Origin of the sequence: Variovorax sp. 54, from assembly GCF_002754375.1 — a bacterium.
Taxonomy (GTDB): domain Bacteria; phylum Pseudomonadota; class Gammaproteobacteria; order Burkholderiales; family Burkholderiaceae_C; genus Variovorax.
The window spans coordinates 5,402,654-5,418,229 of sequence record NZ_PEFF01000001.1 but is presented as its reverse complement, the minus strand read 5'-3'; the positions used below and the strand labels follow the sequence as shown (position 1 = coordinate 5,418,229).

7 protein-coding genes are annotated in these 15,576 nt (G+C 66.8%); all 7 read right to left on the bottom strand.

The window, feature by feature from the left end:
* Nucleotides 1–7: 7 nt before the first annotated feature.
* On the bottom strand, nt 8–7,618 hold the full coding sequence (locus tag CLU95_RS24730) for an OmpA family protein (protein ID WP_099796034.1): 7,611 nt from the start codon (nt 7,616–7,618) through the stop codon (nt 8–10).
* 186 nt (nt 7,619–7,804) lie between these two features.
* Nucleotides 7,805–10,747, bottom strand: coding sequence for a DUF11 domain-containing protein (locus CLU95_RS24725; RefSeq protein ID WP_099796033.1), 2,943 nt, complete (start codon nt 10,745–10,747; stop codon nt 7,805–7,807).
* A gap of 177 nt (nt 10,748–10,924) precedes the next feature.
* A complete protein-coding gene (locus CLU95_RS24720; protein ID WP_099797469.1) occupies nt 10,925–11,512 on the bottom strand; it encodes a DUF11 domain-containing protein in 588 nt (195 codons plus the stop codon).
* 916 nt (nt 11,513–12,428) lie between these two features.
* A complete protein-coding gene (locus CLU95_RS24715) occupies nt 12,429–13,283 on the bottom strand; it encodes a winged helix-turn-helix domain-containing protein (RefSeq protein ID WP_099796032.1) in 855 nt (284 codons plus the stop codon).
* A 95-nt stretch (nt 13,284–13,378) separates the two neighbouring features.
* Complete coding sequence (locus tag CLU95_RS24710) at nt 13,379–13,612, bottom strand: hypothetical protein (RefSeq protein ID WP_143606059.1); 234 nt, start codon at nt 13,610–13,612, stop codon at nt 13,379–13,381.
* Between the two features lie 69 nt (nt 13,613–13,681).
* The gene (locus CLU95_RS24705) at nt 13,682–14,545 is read right to left on the bottom strand and encodes an intradiol ring-cleavage dioxygenase (RefSeq protein ID WP_099796030.1); all 864 of its coding nucleotides are present in this window, start codon (nt 14,543–14,545) and stop codon (nt 13,682–13,684) included.
* Nucleotides 14,529–15,572, bottom strand: coding sequence for a branched-chain amino acid ABC transporter permease (locus CLU95_RS24700; RefSeq protein WP_257214721.1), 1,044 nt, complete (start codon nt 15,570–15,572; stop codon nt 14,529–14,531). Before CLU95_RS24700 ends, CLU95_RS24705 begins: the two co-directional genes overlap by 17 nt.
* Between the last annotated feature and the right edge of the window lie 4 nt (nt 15,573–15,576).

Sequence of the window (15,576 nt, the reverse complement as noted above, 5' to 3'; positions counted from 1 at the left end):
GTCTCGTTCAGCGGGTTTCTTGCGCGGCTGCGGCGATCACGACCCAGCGGCTCTGAGGGCCGTTGTCATCGCTTGCCACGGGCGGTGTGTCTTCTTTGGTGTCGGTGCGCAGGCGCAGCACATCGACGCCGTGCCCGATGAGGTAGCTGCGCACCGCGTTGGTCCGCTGCGCGATCAGCTGCAGGCGGTCGTCGGCGCTGCCTTGCGCATCGGCGTGGCTGATGTGGATCACCACCTCGGCCTCGGTCGCCTTGATCTGCGCGGCCAGCGTGTTCAGCGTGTCGTGCGCCTGCGGCTTGATGAGGGACTTCGTGGGCTCGAAGAGCGCCTCGGCCTGCAGCACGGTGCGTGCCGGCAGCGGTGCCACTTCAGGCGCATCCGCAGCCAGCTTCTCTGCCTTCGCAGCCTTGGCCGTGTTCGTCTCCCCCGCCGAAGCAAACCCCACATGCGTCTCATCGAACTTGAAGCGCAGGCGCACATAGGCACCCTTGCTCGTGTACTCGTTGGCGGTGAGGTCCCGGTCGCTCAACCCCACGAAGTTGTAGCCCGCCGACACCCACATGTTCTTCTGCACCTGGTAGCCCACCTCGACCCCGAAGGTCTTCTGCAGCGCGCCGCCCTTGCCATACAGCAAGCCGGCCTGCACCCCGAAGTCCCAGTCCTGGTTGATGTCCTGCGTGTAGCGCGCCTGCACCAGGTGCGCCCAGTACTTGCTGGCGAGCATGCCGTCATCCGCGCGGCTGAGCTTGAAGGCGTAGCGCGCCATCACCGCCTTGCCCGGCTCGGGGTTGTAGTTCAGGTGCGCCGAGACGATGTCTGCACTGGTCTTTCCCGGCAGGCTCGCACCGTTGTCGGCGCCGAAGACACTGCTGCCCTGCAGCGACCCTGCGGCATTGCCCGCGCCCACCACGTTCTCCGAACGGCGCTCGTAGCGCGCCAGTGCATTCCACGTGTCGTCGTCCACCGGCCGGTAGGCGATGCCGATCTGGTGGCGCTGCAGGTGACGCTCGTTGCCCGCATTCGTGCCCTGGCCTTCGCTGTCGCTCACGATGCTGCGCGCCAGCAGGCTCCAGGACGCATCGAGCTTGAAGCCGAAGCCGGCACTGAACAGGCGCGTGTTCGCGTCGTCGCCCCAGCGCGCCTCGTACACGCCGCTGGCCTTGATCGTGTCGGTGATGTACTCGATGCCGCTGGTGATCGCGGTCGACTCGCCCAGCCCGCCGGCATAGCCCGTGCCGGTGTTCTTGCTGTTGCTGTAGCCGCTCATGTCGCGCGTGTGCTCCACGCCCCCGGTCACGCGGATCTGCTCGTTGATCTTGAAGGTGTTGCGCACCCCGATGGCCGCCTGCACCCCGCGCCCCTCGGCGCCGTCGGCGATGCGGTACTCGTTGTAGACGCGCCCGCCCTCCATGTAGTTGCTCTCGATGCCGACGATGCCCGTGTTGTTGCGCTGCGTGCTGTCCAGCTCGTAGGGGCCGTTCAGCGTCGAGATCAGTTCGTAGCGGCCATAGACACGGGTCTTGTCGGTGATGGCGTAGTTGCCGCCGATGGCCAGCACGTGGCGCTTGCCGTCCTTGATGTCCTGCTCGCCTTCGACGAACACCTGCGCACCGGCCACGCCGGGCACTTCAGTGGACAGGCGTGCGCGCACGGTGGTCTGGCTCTGGGTGTCGATGCTTCCCGCTGCTGCGGCTGCACCCAGCGTGGTCACGCTGTTGGCGCCGATGCTGCTGCCCATCTGGCCGTTGTAGGTGGAGATCTGGCCGTAGTCGAAGCCCGAGCTCGAACCCAATGCGTTGTTGCTCTGGCCGTGGCGCAGGCCCACCTCGGCGACGGTCTTGTCGCTGAGCTTCTTCTGCACGCTCACGGTGGCGCCCTTGCGCTCGTCGACTTGTGCCGCATCCTTGCTGTACAGCGCCTCGCCGCGCACAGCCAGGGTCGGGGCGACGCGGTACTCGGCACGCGCCGAGACCTCGGCGTGCCCGGCCGAGAAGCTCGCGCCGGGGTTGTCGAAGCGGGTGCTGGTCTTGGCCGCCAGGGCCACCACGGCGAGCTTCTCGTCCTGGTAGCGCGCTTCCGCACGCACACCGTGGCCGTTGCCCTTCTCGTCGGATTCGGTCTTGACCATCTCGCCGGCGACGCTGGTGTTTTCACCGATGCGCGCCACGCCCGTGAGCGCCATCAGCCTGCGCTTGTTCTGCGGGTTCTCGTCGGTAGAGGCCACCACGCCCAGCTGCAGACGGTCGTCGATCTTCACTTGCACGTCGGTGCCGGCCACGGTGAACTTGGGACCACCCGAATCCACTTCGTAGGTCACGCGGATCGACTGCGGGTTCAGGTTCGCATCGATCGAGGCGATGGCGTGCGTGAAGAGAATCCGGCGCGTCAGCGGCTCCACCGTGTAGTCCACGAAGCGCGCCACGGCCGTGCGCTGCAGCACGATGTTGGGCTGGTTGCGGTCGCGCACCACGATCTCGATCTGTTCGCTGTTGTCCACGAACTCGCCGTTGCTGGCGCTCAGGTAGTACGGGCCCGAGGTGCCCAGCGCGCGGAACTCTTCCACCTGCTGCGTCTGGGCGGTGCGCGAGACGTAGCTGGTGGCACGCACGTTCTCGTCTTCGTACACGTGCTTCAGGCCCGTGAGCGAGCGGTTGCTCTGGCTGAGGTTGCGCACCTCGGTGCTGCTGGCGGTGGTGAAGTCGCCGTACAGCAGGTAGGAGCGGTTCTTGTCGATGCGCACGTAGAGCTTTTGCGTGCTCTGAGCGTCGAAGCCCTTGACGGCGGAGTCGCCGTAGATGGGATAGAACTCGTCGGGGCGGATGTCGCGGAACAGGCGGTCCTTGCGCGTCTTGTCGGAGTCGTAGGCGGCGGTGAGCAGGTACTCGCCCTTGACGGTGCCCTTGAAGAAGAAGGCAGCGCGCCCGCTGGCACGGCTGTGGGTGCCTTCGTCCTTGAGGCCCGAGAGTTCGGCTTCGAAGGCAGCGCCTGCGGGCATGGCGCCCAGGGGCAGCTTGCCGCGCTTGGTGAAGTCCAGCACGCCTTCGACGATGCCCACGCCGATCATGGGGCGCATCTCGGGCAGCAGCGCCAGGCGCACTTCCTTGACGAAGGTGCCGGCACTCACGCGCAGGCGGGCATCGCCGGGCTCGCCCGGGGGCATCAGCTGGAACTCGGCCACGCCGCCGTCCATGAAGACCTGCGTGCCCGGTTCGGTGGGGTTCAGGTCTTCGGCCATCCAGCGGCCGCGGTCGCTCTCCAGCGTGAGCTGGGTGCGGGCGGTGACGGGCACGCCGGCCGCGTCGATCAGGCGCACCTTGACGACGACGGGCGTGCGCAGGTCGGCGCGGGCCACCTCGGGCAGGTCGACCTCGATGGCGCCGAGCTTGTCGGGGGCGATGACGGTGATCTCGTCGGCGCTGCTGCGCACGTTGCCGAAGCCGTCGACGGCTTCGAGCTTGAGGGTGTTGGCGCCGGGGCGCAGGGCGACGCCGATGTATTCCCAGGCCGCAATGTTCTTGGAGGCCAGCTGGGTCTTCTTGCCGACGCGGCGTTCTTCCAGCGCGGTGCCGTTCACGCTCAGGCGCAGGGAGGTACCGGCCGTTCCCTTGACGCGCACGTTGATCGACTGGCCGGCGACGGTGTCGCGGTCCTTCAGGCCGATGAAGGCCAGGGTGTTGTTCTCGAGTTGGGGCAGCAGGGTCTCGAGTTCGATGGGACTCGGCGCTGCTTGGGGCAGCAGCGGGTTGGTGCGGGGTTCCAACATGGAACCACCCATGCCGATGGGGCGCATGGCTTGCGAGCCGACGCCAGTGGCCGATCCGCTGGTAGCAGACGACGGCAGGCCTGAGGTGGGCAGGCCGCCCAGCGGCGAGAACAGGCTGCCCGTCGGGATCGCAGGGACGGTTCCATCCAGCGGCGCTGCAGGTTGCACACCGAGGGTGCCACCCATGCTGCCGCCACCACCGCTCACAAAGCTGCTGGCGTTGGCCGGGGCCACGGGCAGTGCGATCAGTGGTGCCGAGGTCGTCTGCACTGCACCGGTGCTGCCGCTGATCAATGCCTGGCCGGTGGCCGGCAGGCCGCGCACGTCGCCCACGGGAATCACCTTGCCTTCGGGGTCCAGGCGCAGACGCACTTGGGCTTCGGCCTCGGTGTCGGGGCGTGCGGCGATGGCGGCGCGGCGCGCGGCCACTTCGGCGATGACGCTCTTCTCATCGCAGTTCGTGATGATGAAGTTGGCCTTGTGGAACTCGCCCTTCTTCAGATCGACGAAGCGGCTCTCGGGGGTGCCCGAGTTGCGGTTGTCCAGCACTTCGAGCTTGGCGCCCAGCGGCAGCGTGGTCTGGTCCAGGCGCAGCACGTGGGTGACGGGCTTCAAGCCGTACAGGCTCCACTTGCCTTCGATGTCGGTGACGACGTGGGTGCCGTCTTCCATGTACAGGCGCACACCTGGGACGCCGATCTCGTCGGCGCCCTCTTGCTTGCCATCGCGCTTGCAGTCCAGGAATACCTTGCCGAAGGCGAAGGCGTCGTCGGAGAACACGCCACCCGTCACGCGCACGGTCCAGTTCGCCAGGTTCGACTGGATGGGCCCCGAGGTGGCGCGGGCGCGGTTGATGGCATCGCCATTGGTGGGCGCACCCACGCCGATGCGCACGCGGTAGCGCACCATCGCCGACTGATCCGGCGCAACGACCAGCGAGGGGTAGTTGAAGATCAATCCGGGGCCAGCGCCGCCAGCGGGGTTGGGCACCACTTGCCCATTGAGGCGCACGCTGTTGGCCACGTAGGCGAAGCCCGGGGGCAGCGTGTCGTTGAAGGTCACACCGGTGACCGGGAAGCCGGTCTTGTTGGTGACCGTCAGTGCGTAGTCGATGAAGTCGCCGAACTCGACTTGCCGCTTGCTGCCGTCCTTGCGCAGCACCAGGCCCAGGATGTTGCCCGGATCGAGCGGGATGTGGTTGTGCACGGCGTCGCAGGGCGTGCCATCGGGCTTGGCACCGGCCTGCACCTGGAAGTAGTAGCTGGTCGGGTCGGCGTCCTTCGGGGGCACGGCGCTGGGCACGACGGCGCCGCAGCTGGTGAAGGAGCCACCAGTGACGGGGATCAACTGCGAGGGGTAGACGTAGCCGCTGCCTGCGGGGGGCGTGACCGAGATGCCGTAGGTGCACAGGCCCGTCACCGGCGGCGTCTGCAGGTAGAACTGGTAGGCGCCGTCGGCGCCCGTGGTCATGGAGATGCTGCCGTTGGGGTTGAGCGTGTAGCTGCCCGAATCCGCGCCGTAGATCTCTGCGGCGGTGATGGGGCCGGCCGTGCCGCTGCTGCACGACTGGCGCGTGTAGGTGACCAGGGCACCGGCCACGGGTTGACGGGTCAAGGCGTTGTAGACCGTGCCTTGCGGATCGACCAGCAGCGACTGCACCGAGGTGGCCGTGGCGGCCAGCAGCATCTGCGGTGTGACGTTGACGGTGTTCTGCTCGAAGGCGGCGGCCCAGGCCTTGTTGGTGAGCGAGACGCGGCCGCCGATGGCGGCAGGCTTCTCGGTGATGCGCACGCTCAGGCGGATCTGCTCGCTCTGGCCGGGGGCCAATGCACGACTTCCATCGGTCAGGCTCAGCGCCACTTCGGTGGGCAGCTGGAACGGGTCGGCGCTGTCTTGCGTGGAGCGGTTGCAAGTCGCGCGGCCGGTGAAGCCGGTGGCGGCGTTGAGGTTGCCGTTGGCGCTCTTGGGCGGCCCCAGCAGTTCCCAGGCGGCGACCTGACCGCTCGACTTGTCCATGTCGAAGGTGCAGTTCAGGTTGTCGATCACGCGCACGTTGGGTGCGGCGACGGCGCCGGTGTTGGTGACCTTGAAGGTGTAGTCCAGCTCGTAGACGCCGGGCGACACGCGCCGGGCGATGGAGGCCTGCTTGGTCAGCGTGAGCGTGGGCAACTGCGTGGACACCGGTGTGGGCGAGGTGTCGTTGTTGGGGTTGCCGTCGCCGTCGGCGTCGGGGTTGTCGCCGTTGACCGAATCGTCCAGGGCCACGGCGGGGCCGCCGGCATTCAATGCACCCGAGGCCTTGACGGTGTTGAACAAGGTGCCGGTGCGGCCGGTGAAGTTGATGCGGGCATCGAACTGAATCGTGAGCTGTGCGCCCGCGGGCAGCACGGCGCCGTCGGCCAGCAGGTTCGAGGCGGCGGCGGTGCCCTTGAAGCCGGGGTTCGCAGCGGCGATGGTGCCGCCGCTGGGCGCCGGAGCAATCACGATCGAGCCGGGCACGATGGTGTACTGGTTGGGGCTGCGTGCATCGCCCGTGCTGTAGGCGCCGAACTGCGTGGCGCCTGCGCCTTCCATCACGTCGGCGGCCTGCACGCCGTACAGCCATGACGTGCCGTAGTTGCGCACGTTGACGCTGAAGCGCACGGTGGCCGTGCCGTCGGTCTTGCCGTCAGCGGATCTGTTGACGCGCGGGGTCGACGCCGACTTGGCCACGCCGATGCGGGCCTGGCTGGAGCTGATGACGATGGTGTTCGAAGGCACGGTGGCCGGGCCGGTGCCATCGTTGTAGGCGCTGTGCGCGGTGTTGCGGATCTCGCCGGCCTGGTCGGCGTTGACCTTGACGGCGAACTGCATCGCCACGGACACGTTGCGTGCGACAGGCGCGGAGATGCCGATGGCGACTTCGACGGCGGAGGCGTCTTCTGCGGTGCGGTAGCTGAAGGCAGGGTCTGCAGCCAGGCGGTACAGCTTGACGGCGTTGGCGGCCGTGGTGCGCAGCGTGCCGGGCACGTACTGGGTGCCGGCGGGCACGGGGTCGCGCACGAGGACCAGTGCGGACGGCGCGCCGTTCACGAGCAAAGGCGTGTTGGTGGGGGCGATGACGTTGGACGGCTGCGCATCCTGCGCGCCGATGTTGGTGCCCGAGACCGAGAAGTCGATGCGCGTCTGGCCGGGGATGACGTTGCCGGGGTAGCTGGCGGACTTGACGAGCTGCAGTGCGGCGGCGTTGCCGACGGTGACGATGTCGCGGTTCGTCGCCACGAGGCCTTGCAGTGCGGTGGTGGCGGTCAAACCGACGCAGGCCACGCCGGTCGCAGCCGTGGGGATCGTGCCCTGCACCAGCAGTGCAGCAGTCTCGCCGGGCTTGAGGGAGATCGCGCCTGCTGCGTTGAGCTGCACCACCGGATCGGCCGGATCGACCACGCCGTTGTTGTTGGTGTCGCGCACCACGCGCAGTGCCGACAGATCGAGCGTGTCGGCCGCGCAGCCGCCCGCGTTGTTGGCCAGCGCCAGCGTGTAGGTCGAGGCAACGTTGCCGGTGTTGGTGAGCAGGTGGCTCAGCGTGACGATGCTTGCCGGCGGGCGCGACAGCGACTGGTCCTGCGTGAGCACCAGGGCTTCCACGGGCAGCACCGTGGCGATCACTTCGTTGGACGAGATGGTCTCGGTCTGCGCCAGGCCGTTCGGAACATACGTGCCCGTGGCAATGCTGCGGATCACGATGCCGGCGGGGGCCGGAGCGGCGTTCACTTGGGCGACACCACCCACCAGCAGCGCGGCGCCAGCGGCGAGCGCAGCAGCCCATCCGCGCCACGATGGCCGGTGTGTGCTTCTGGGATTGAAAGTGAACAGCATGCCGCGAACCCTTGATCGATCACCGCTGGGGGATCAGAAGAAACGAAAGAACTTTTTCGTTTGCGCCCTCTTCTCGAAAGAGAAAGAGAGGGAAGGCGCAAAGGAAAAACGCACAGGCTTTCGCAGGCCCTGTGCGAGGGAACCGATGGGCGGACGCCCATCGGTTCCGCTTCACTCGGGTGAAGCTCAGTTGTTGACCATCACGGAGAACAGCAGCGTGGCGGTGCCGCCAGGTGCGACCGTGTTGGCTGCGCTGCCGCAAGCGACCGTGGTGGCGGTCGAGGTGTAGTTCGCTGCCGCGAAGGCGGGCGTCACACCGGTCGACGTGCACCGCGTGGGCGCCGGAGGCTGCGTGGCACCCGTGAAGGTGGTGTAGGCCGGCACGGCGTCATTGATCGACATGTTGGTCACCGGAGCGGAACCTTCATTGGTCGCGACGACGCGGTACACGAGGCATTGACCCGGCTTGGCGACCAGCGGAGCCGACGAGGTCGGGACCTCGGTGCCGTCGCAGTTCACGTCCAGCGCCTGCGTCTTCACGAGGCGCATCTGGCCCGTGATGACCGTGGTGATGTCGGTGGCCGTCGGCGAGCCGCAAGCTGCGACGTCAGGGAAGGTCACCGTCACCGTGGCGGTGTCGGTGGCGCCTGCCGTGGCACCGCCTGGTGCGAACACCTTGACGAGCAGCTTGTGCGTCTTGCCGCTGTCCAGCGCGGTGCCGGTGGGCGGTGCGGTCGGGGTGACCGTGCCGTTCGTCACCAGCGTGTCGCCACCGTCGATCTGGCCGTCGCCGTTCACGTCAACGTACAGCGCCGTGGTCCAACCCGCCGTCACGTCGGCTGCGGGCAGCGTGGCCGTGACGTTGTACTTGGTGCCGCAGCTTTGCGCGCCGGTGATGGTCACCGTGTGGGCATACACCACCGAACCGCCGGGAGCGACCTGGCCGTTGTTGTTCGGCGTGAGGGTCGCGCCGAAGGTGTTGGCCGTGGTCACGGTCACTGCGTCCAGCTTCGTGTCGATGGCCACCACGCCCGTCGAGGTCGCGATGGTGGAACGCACCTGGAAGTAGATCGCCTGGCCGGTGACCGGCGTCTGCGAAGCAGGCGGCGTCACGCAGGCATCGACCGGCGCTTGCGCATTGCCGCCGACAGCCAGGGTGGTGACCGCTGCGCCCGTGCAGGTCGAACCTGCCGCCACGAACTTGACGGTCCAGCCCGCGGGCAGGCTGCCCGGGAAGCTGTTGCTCTGGCTGGCCGCCAGGCTGTAGGTGTTGGCCGTCGAGTCGTTGTTCTTCACGAACAGCGTGAAGATCGTGCCCGTGCCCGCAGGCGTCGAGTTCACGGTCGTCGGCTGTGCGCTCGGACCGGTGCCCAGGTCACCCTTGAGCGCGTCGTTGCTACCGCCGGTGGTGTTGGTCAGGTCGACCAGCACACCCGTCACGTTGGTCAGCGTGTCGCGCGTCGATTCCGTCTTCGTGCTGTCGCCCGTCGAGGTACCGGTGACGATCGCCGTGCCGCCCGTGCCCGGCGCTGCCGAGGCCGGCAGCGTGGCCGCCAGCACGAACTTCACGCTGCCGTTGGCTGCGATCGGACCGGTGTCGGGAACGCCGTCGCTGTTGTTGTCGATCAACGGCGTGAGGCCGTCGGCGGCAAAGAACCTGAAGGTCGTGCCCGCCGGGAACGTGTTGCCCGCAGCCACTGCGAGGTTCACGACGTCCGTGGCATTGCCGGTGTTGAACGCGGTCTGCGTGAACTTCACCGTGGTGCCTGCCCCTGCACTGGCGACGGTCGTGGTGTCGGCCACGCTCGTGTTGGGGTTGCCTGCGCCGGTGTCCTTCGAGGCCGTCGGGCTGGCGGTGGCGTCAGCCGAACCCAGGATGATGCCGAAGGTGCCGATGACGTTGTAGCTCGCCGGGTTGGTCGGCGAACCCGTCGTGCCCGGGGTCGTGGAGGTCGCACCCGGTGCGTCGACAGGGTTGTACTTGGCCGTGTTGGTCGTGGTCGACGTGCCGATGGCCGCCGTGTCATTGACCATCACCACGAAGCTCACCGTCTGCGTGACGTTCGGCTGCAGCGTGTTCACGACGACGGTCAGGTCGTTTCCAGCGGCGCTGAAATCGATCCCGGCCGTGTCGCCCGCTGCCGCGTCCGTGAGCGCGACGCCGGGGGCGTTGCTCCAGACCGCTGAACCGGGGACGTACGTGAAGCCAGCAGGCAGCGTGTCCGTCAAGGCGAACCGGCCAGCCGCACCACCCGTGTTGTTGAACTTCAACGTGTAGGTGGTGTAGACGCAGCCTGCGGCCGGCGCGGTCGCGCCTGCCACGGTGGCGGCGCAACCGGCGACCGAGCGCGGACCGCTCGTCGAAGCCGCGGGCCAGGCGCCGCCATTGGCGGACCAGGCGACCGACGGAACGCTCAGGCTCTTGGTGGCATTGAAGGCCGCCTTGTCCGTGAGGTTCACGTTGTCGACGTCGGCTGCCGTGAGGTTGCCGGCGGCATACAGCGCCGGCGTGCCTGCCGTGGCCGTGATGGTCGCGGCCACCGGCGAGGTGAACGTGCCCGACGAAGCGGTGCTCGGGATCGAGTACGCGACGACGAACGGGAAGGTGCCGTTGTTGCCCGCCACGGTCTGGGCCGGGACGTTACACACGGCACCCGGAACGACCGAACACAGCGCGGTCGTGCTGTCAGGCACGCCGTCGGCATTCGCGTCGGCGAACACTTCGACCTTGGTGAAGCCGTTCGGGCTGGCCGGTGCGGTCACGGTGAACGTGAAGGTGTCGCTGCCGTTGCCGGTGTTGGTCAGCACGTGCGGTGCGTACACGGTCGTGCCTGCAGCGCCGGTCTTCGTGTTGACCACGTTGGTCGTCACGGAGGTGTAGGTGTCCAGGTTGAACGAGCCGACCTGTTGCACCGTCGTCTGCACGAGGTTGGAGGTGGCCAGTTGGCTGGCGCCGTTGGGGTCCAGGTAAGTGGCCGAAGCCTGGTTACCGATGATGGTGTTGGCGGGTGGAGCCGCAGCGAAGGCACCGGAGCTTCCGAACAGGAAGCTCAGCGTCAAGGCTGCTGCGCCCGCCCAGAGCGCGCGCGGCGCGGGGCCGGTGCGACGGGCAGACAAGGTTGGGGTCACTTGGGTTTCTCCTCGGGTTGGGGTCAAAAAGGTCAAAAAAAGGACGAACTCACCCCGGCCGGGGATTTCCGCGAACGGAAACCGGCAATGGAAAAACCAGCGGGGTTTTGGGAAAGAAAGAGAACCGGCCGTCAGCGCGGCTCAGTGCCGCCGACGGTCGTCGTCAGCGCGGGGAACTCAGGGCGCGATGCGCGCAACCTTTTGCGGTTCGCCAGCAGCCACGGGCGCGGGCGGCACGACCACCTCGACCTTGGCGCGCGCGGTCACGGCAGCCGAGCCGTTGGCGGGCAGTTGGCCCAGCGTCCAGCGCAGCGAGCGGTACTCGTTGTACGGAACCGGCTCCGACTTGCCGTTGACGGTGCGCGCCAGCGGCTCGGCCGCAAAGGCACCGTCCTTGGTCGCGACCTTGACCAGCGTTGCGCCCGGCTTGGCGGTCTTCGGCAGGTACTCCAGGCCTTCGGGAATCGGCAGGTTGGCCACGAGGCCGCTGACGTTCTTGCCGGTGTGGTTGGTGTAGGTGGCCGTGTACTCGAGCACGTCGCCCGGCTTGACCGAATCGGCCGACACCAGCTGCTCCTTGCCCTGCGCGTCCTTGACCACCTTGGCCTGCGTGAGCACGACCGCGACGGTCTTCTTCTGCGCGGCCTCGGTGGGTGCGGGCGCGGCTTGCGTGCCCTGTGCAGCGGCCACGCCGCCCAGCCCCAGGGTCATGGCCACGCCGAGCCCCAGGCCCAGGCGAACGGTCAGCCGGACGACCGGCGACATGAACGAATTCAATTGAGATGAACTTCCGATAGACATAGACAACTCCTAAAAACAACTTCAAAGCCAGACCGAGGCAGCACAAAGATCAACCGACTTGACCTGTGGCCTCGCGAATTGGCGTCAAAGCCATTTCCCAGCCACTTGCAGCACACCACTGACACATCGCACCGGCGACGACACTTCGACCGCCTCCGACGCCCGTTCGAGACCTCATGCGCGAGCACTTTTTCAGCCGCATCGATGAGCCATTTACCACGTTCATATTATTTTCTAGATGTTTACAAAATCAATCGCGCCTCAGTGATCCGCCTCTTCCAATCGCCATGGGTTCCGTGAAAATGTCACGACGAGCCCTCCAAAGTTAACAACTGTGAATACGGATGCAATTTGGACGATTGCATGGATTGTGAATAATGGCGCAATTCGTTCGTGATCAATTTCACATGCAGACTTCGAACAAGTGGTTGATACGTTTGAATAATTTCATGCCGCCAGCGATCACTCCCGGGCAGCTTGCAGAGCCCCGAGGTCAATTCGGCGCAACGCCCGACGGCCTGCAGACGGCTTTTTTCGGCATCTTTGCAACCGAATTTACAAATTCACAGGCCCTGTAAGCAGGCGCCATGACATCTGGCAGACGAGCCACCAAATCTCACCCGCCGATGCCCCTCGGGTAATTCACATGAAATTTCATGCACTGAATATTCGAAATTCAATTCCATTTCGACAGGCACGGCTGCGCCATTGGCTCGAATTCAATTCAAGCCAATGGCGACCGGCTCACCTCACCGGAATTCACTCGTTGTTCTTTTGAAACCCGATTTCAATTCGAAATCGAATCGACAGGCCTCGTTATTCAGGACGGCGTTGCGCCGCCCTTCGGGCCTCGGCTATCGCGGGGCGTTGCCCGCCCTCCTCACCCGCCGCGTCGGTTGTGCGCGCGCTCCAGCGTGTAACCCACCCCGTAGAGCGAGCGCACCCGGAATTCATCGCCCACGATCGACTCCAGCTTCTTGCGCACCCGGGACACCAGCGCGTCCAGCGAACGGCTGGCCCCGTGCTCTTCATTCCTGCGGGGTCCCTGGGGCAGTTGCTGCCGCGACACGGGCGTGTCGAGGTGGCGCACCAGCACACGGGCGATCTCGAATTCGCTCGGCGTCATGATGGCTTCGCGGCTCGCGTACTCGACCGCGAGGCGGCTGCGCACGAGCTGGAAACCGTAGAGGCCGTGCGGCTTCGCGTTCCTGCGCAGCGACTTCGTGCCGCACAGCGATGACACGCGCGCCACAACCTCTTCCGCATTCCAGGGGTTCACCAGGAAATCGTCGACGTCGAACACCGACACGCGGGCCGTTTCCATCACGCCGCGCGACCGGGTCAGCACGACCACCGGCGCCGTGGCCGAACGGCTGGCACCGATGCCGAACAGGATCTCCGGCAGCGCGCACTCCATCGCCTCGCCCATCAGCAGGAACAGCCCGACGCCCGGCATCGACGCAGCCTCGAGCAGGTCTTCCTCGTTGACGACACACAACGGGCTGAAGCCAGCGTCCTTCAACCGGCTTCGCAGCCAGTCGATCTCTTCGCCGGAGTCCGTCAGCACCACCACACGGCCGTTTTTTGTTTCCACCCTGTCCACCATCGGTTCCCTTTTCATCGCTCCCCACATGCCTCTCACAATGGAGTGGAATGTATTAACGTTTATGAACAGTCGATAGGGAAAAGTGCCGATATTGACCAACGGAAACAGGTAGGCCTGTTCTTTTGTCATCGTGTGCAAACAAACTCACACTAATGGGGCATCACCCCGTCGAAACGGGTCAATGGAATCCCGGATCAACCTTCCATTTCAGGAGGGCCGAACGCTCACGAAGCCCTCTGGGAAGTGGCCTCGGACGCCTTTGCCGCCTTGCGCGCAGACAGCCTTTCGAGCAGCCCGACGAGCCAGCACATCGGGCAGCCGCGCAGCAGCAGCAAGGCGCCAACGACGGCGGGCGGCGCGATCCAGGGATGCGCGGACGACAGCAGCACGGCCAACGCAATGAGCGCCAAGGCTCCCGCGCCACGAAGCAGATGCCAGGTGATGGAAACAGGACACATGGTGCAGGGCTCCTCAAGGATGGACACCTGCCATAGAGGCGCCGAAACGCCAAAACGGTTCGCGGGCCCTCAGCCCTCGGCCGTCTCGAGCACGAACGCGAAGTCCAGCGTGTGGAACGGCCCGTCCTGCACGCTGCCGTCGGGCGCGCGGCCCGGGGCATGCGCCGCGAAGTCGCCGATCAGCGAACTGCGCACGCCGAACACCGCATCGCTGTCGAGGTACGGGTCGCCCTCGCGGAAGACGTGCGTGATCAGCGTCTCGTAGCCCGGCGCCTGCACCATGAAGTGCACATGCGCAGGCCGCCACGGATGCCGCCGGGTCGCGCGCAGCATCGCGCCCACGGGCCCGTCGGTGGGAATCGGATAGGCCACTGGCGCCACGCCGCGAAACCACAGCCGGCCCTCGGCGTTCGTACGGAAGACCGCCCGCCCCTGCGCGTGATCTACGGACCGCTGCACGTCGTAGAAGCCTTCGGCATCGGCCTCCCACACATCGACCACCGCATCGGCAACGGGCTCGCCGTCGCGCCCGCGCACGGTGGCTTCCACGAACAGCGGCTCGCCCACCGCGCCGGCCGCGATGTCGCTGCCCAGCGGCAGCCGCGGTGCATCGGCCACGTGGAAGGGGCCGAACACCGTGGCCTCGGTGGCCTGCGGGCTCTTGGCGTGGTTCATCGCCACGGCGAGCATCGACAGGCCCAGGGTGTCCGACAGCAGGATGAACTCCTGGCGTTGCGCATCGCACTTCTGGCCTGTGGCGGTGAGGAAGTCGATGCCGGCGGCCCACTCGGCCTCGGTCAGCTTCACCTCGCGCGCGAAGTCGTGCAGGTGGCGCACGAGCGCCGACAGCACTTCTTTCAGCCGCGCGTCCTCGCACCCCGCCATGCGGTCGAGCACGGCGGCGGTGATGGTGTGTTCATCGATGTTGCGCATGGGCGTCGGGCTCCAGGTCGGAAGAAGAAAGCGCGTGCGGCGGCATCATCAGGCGCCGTTGCGTCGGGAACAGGGACCAGGCCCAGCGCTGCTGCGCCCAGCCCCACAGCCCCTGCTTGAAGAAGAGTGTGACCACGATGGCCAGCAGCCCGAGCCCGAGCAGGTACCAGGTGCCGTAGTCGCTGAAGAACTTGTTCAGCGCCCAGAACACGAGCGCGCCCACCAGCGGCCCTTCGATGCGGCCGATGCCGCCGATCACGACCATGAAGATCGCGAAGGCGGTCCAGTTCGGCGCAAAGGCCGCGTCGGGGCTGATGCGCAGGTTGCCCACGAAGTACAGCGCCCCCGCCAGCCCGGCGCCGAAGGCCGCCACCACGTACACCGCGAGCTTCATGCGCGCCACTGGAATGCCCTGCGACTCGGCGGCCATCTCGTTGTCGCGGATCGCCAGCAGCGCCAGCCCGAAGCGGCTGCGCAAAAACAGGTAGACCAGCGACACCGCCGCCACCACGCAGCCCAGCGCCATCCAGTAGGTGACGCTCTCGCGCGTGGCGCGCTCGATGCCGCGCAGTGCCGTGAGCGTGGTGCCCGAGCCGCCGCCCACCGCCGACACGTTGGCGAAGCTGAGCCGGAACACCTCGGCGATCACCCAGGTGCCGATGGCGAAGTAGCCGCCCGACAGCCGGAACGCCACGAAGGACACCGGCACCGCGATCAACGCCGCGGCCAGTGCCCCGAGCGGAATCGCCACGAACGGATTCACGCCCGCGAAGTTGCCCAGCATCAGCATCACGTAGCCGCCGAAGCCGAAGAAGGCCTGCTGCCCGATGCTGACCATGCCGCCGTAGCCGGCCAGCAGGTTCCACATCATCGCGAAGATGAAGTAGCAGGCGATCTCGACGAACTCGCGCATCCAGCTGGGCTCGCCCCAGAAGGGCAGCGTGGCGGCCACCGCCACCAGCGCGGCGGCGGTCCAGCCCGCGCGGCGGCTGCTGCCGGTGTCGATGGTGACGACGACGGGGGCCATCGCG

Excerpts from the sequence above, each read along its gene's own strand:
- CLU95_RS24705 (WP_099796030.1), bottom strand. The coding sequence starts at position 14,545 with ATGCGCAACATCGATGAACACACCATCACCGCCGCCGTGCTCGACCGC.
- CLU95_RS24720 (WP_099797469.1), bottom strand. The coding sequence starts at position 11,512 with ATGTCGCCGGTCGTCCGGCTGACCGTTCGCCTGGGCCTGGGGCTCGGC.
- CLU95_RS24715 (WP_099796032.1), bottom strand. The coding sequence starts at position 13,283 with ATGACAAAAGAACAGGCCTACCTGTTTCCGTTGGTCAATATCGGCACT.
- CLU95_RS24710 (WP_143606059.1), bottom strand. The coding sequence starts at position 13,612 with ATGTGTCCTGTTTCCATCACCTGGCATCTGCTTCGTGGCGCGGGAGCC.
- CLU95_RS24730 (WP_099796034.1), bottom strand. The coding sequence starts at position 7,618 with ATGCTGTTCACTTTCAATCCCAGAAGCACACACCGGCCATCGTGGCGC.
- CLU95_RS24700 (WP_257214721.1), bottom strand. The coding sequence starts at position 15,572 with ATGGCCCCCGTCGTCGTCACCATCGACACCGGCAGCAGCCGCCGCGCG.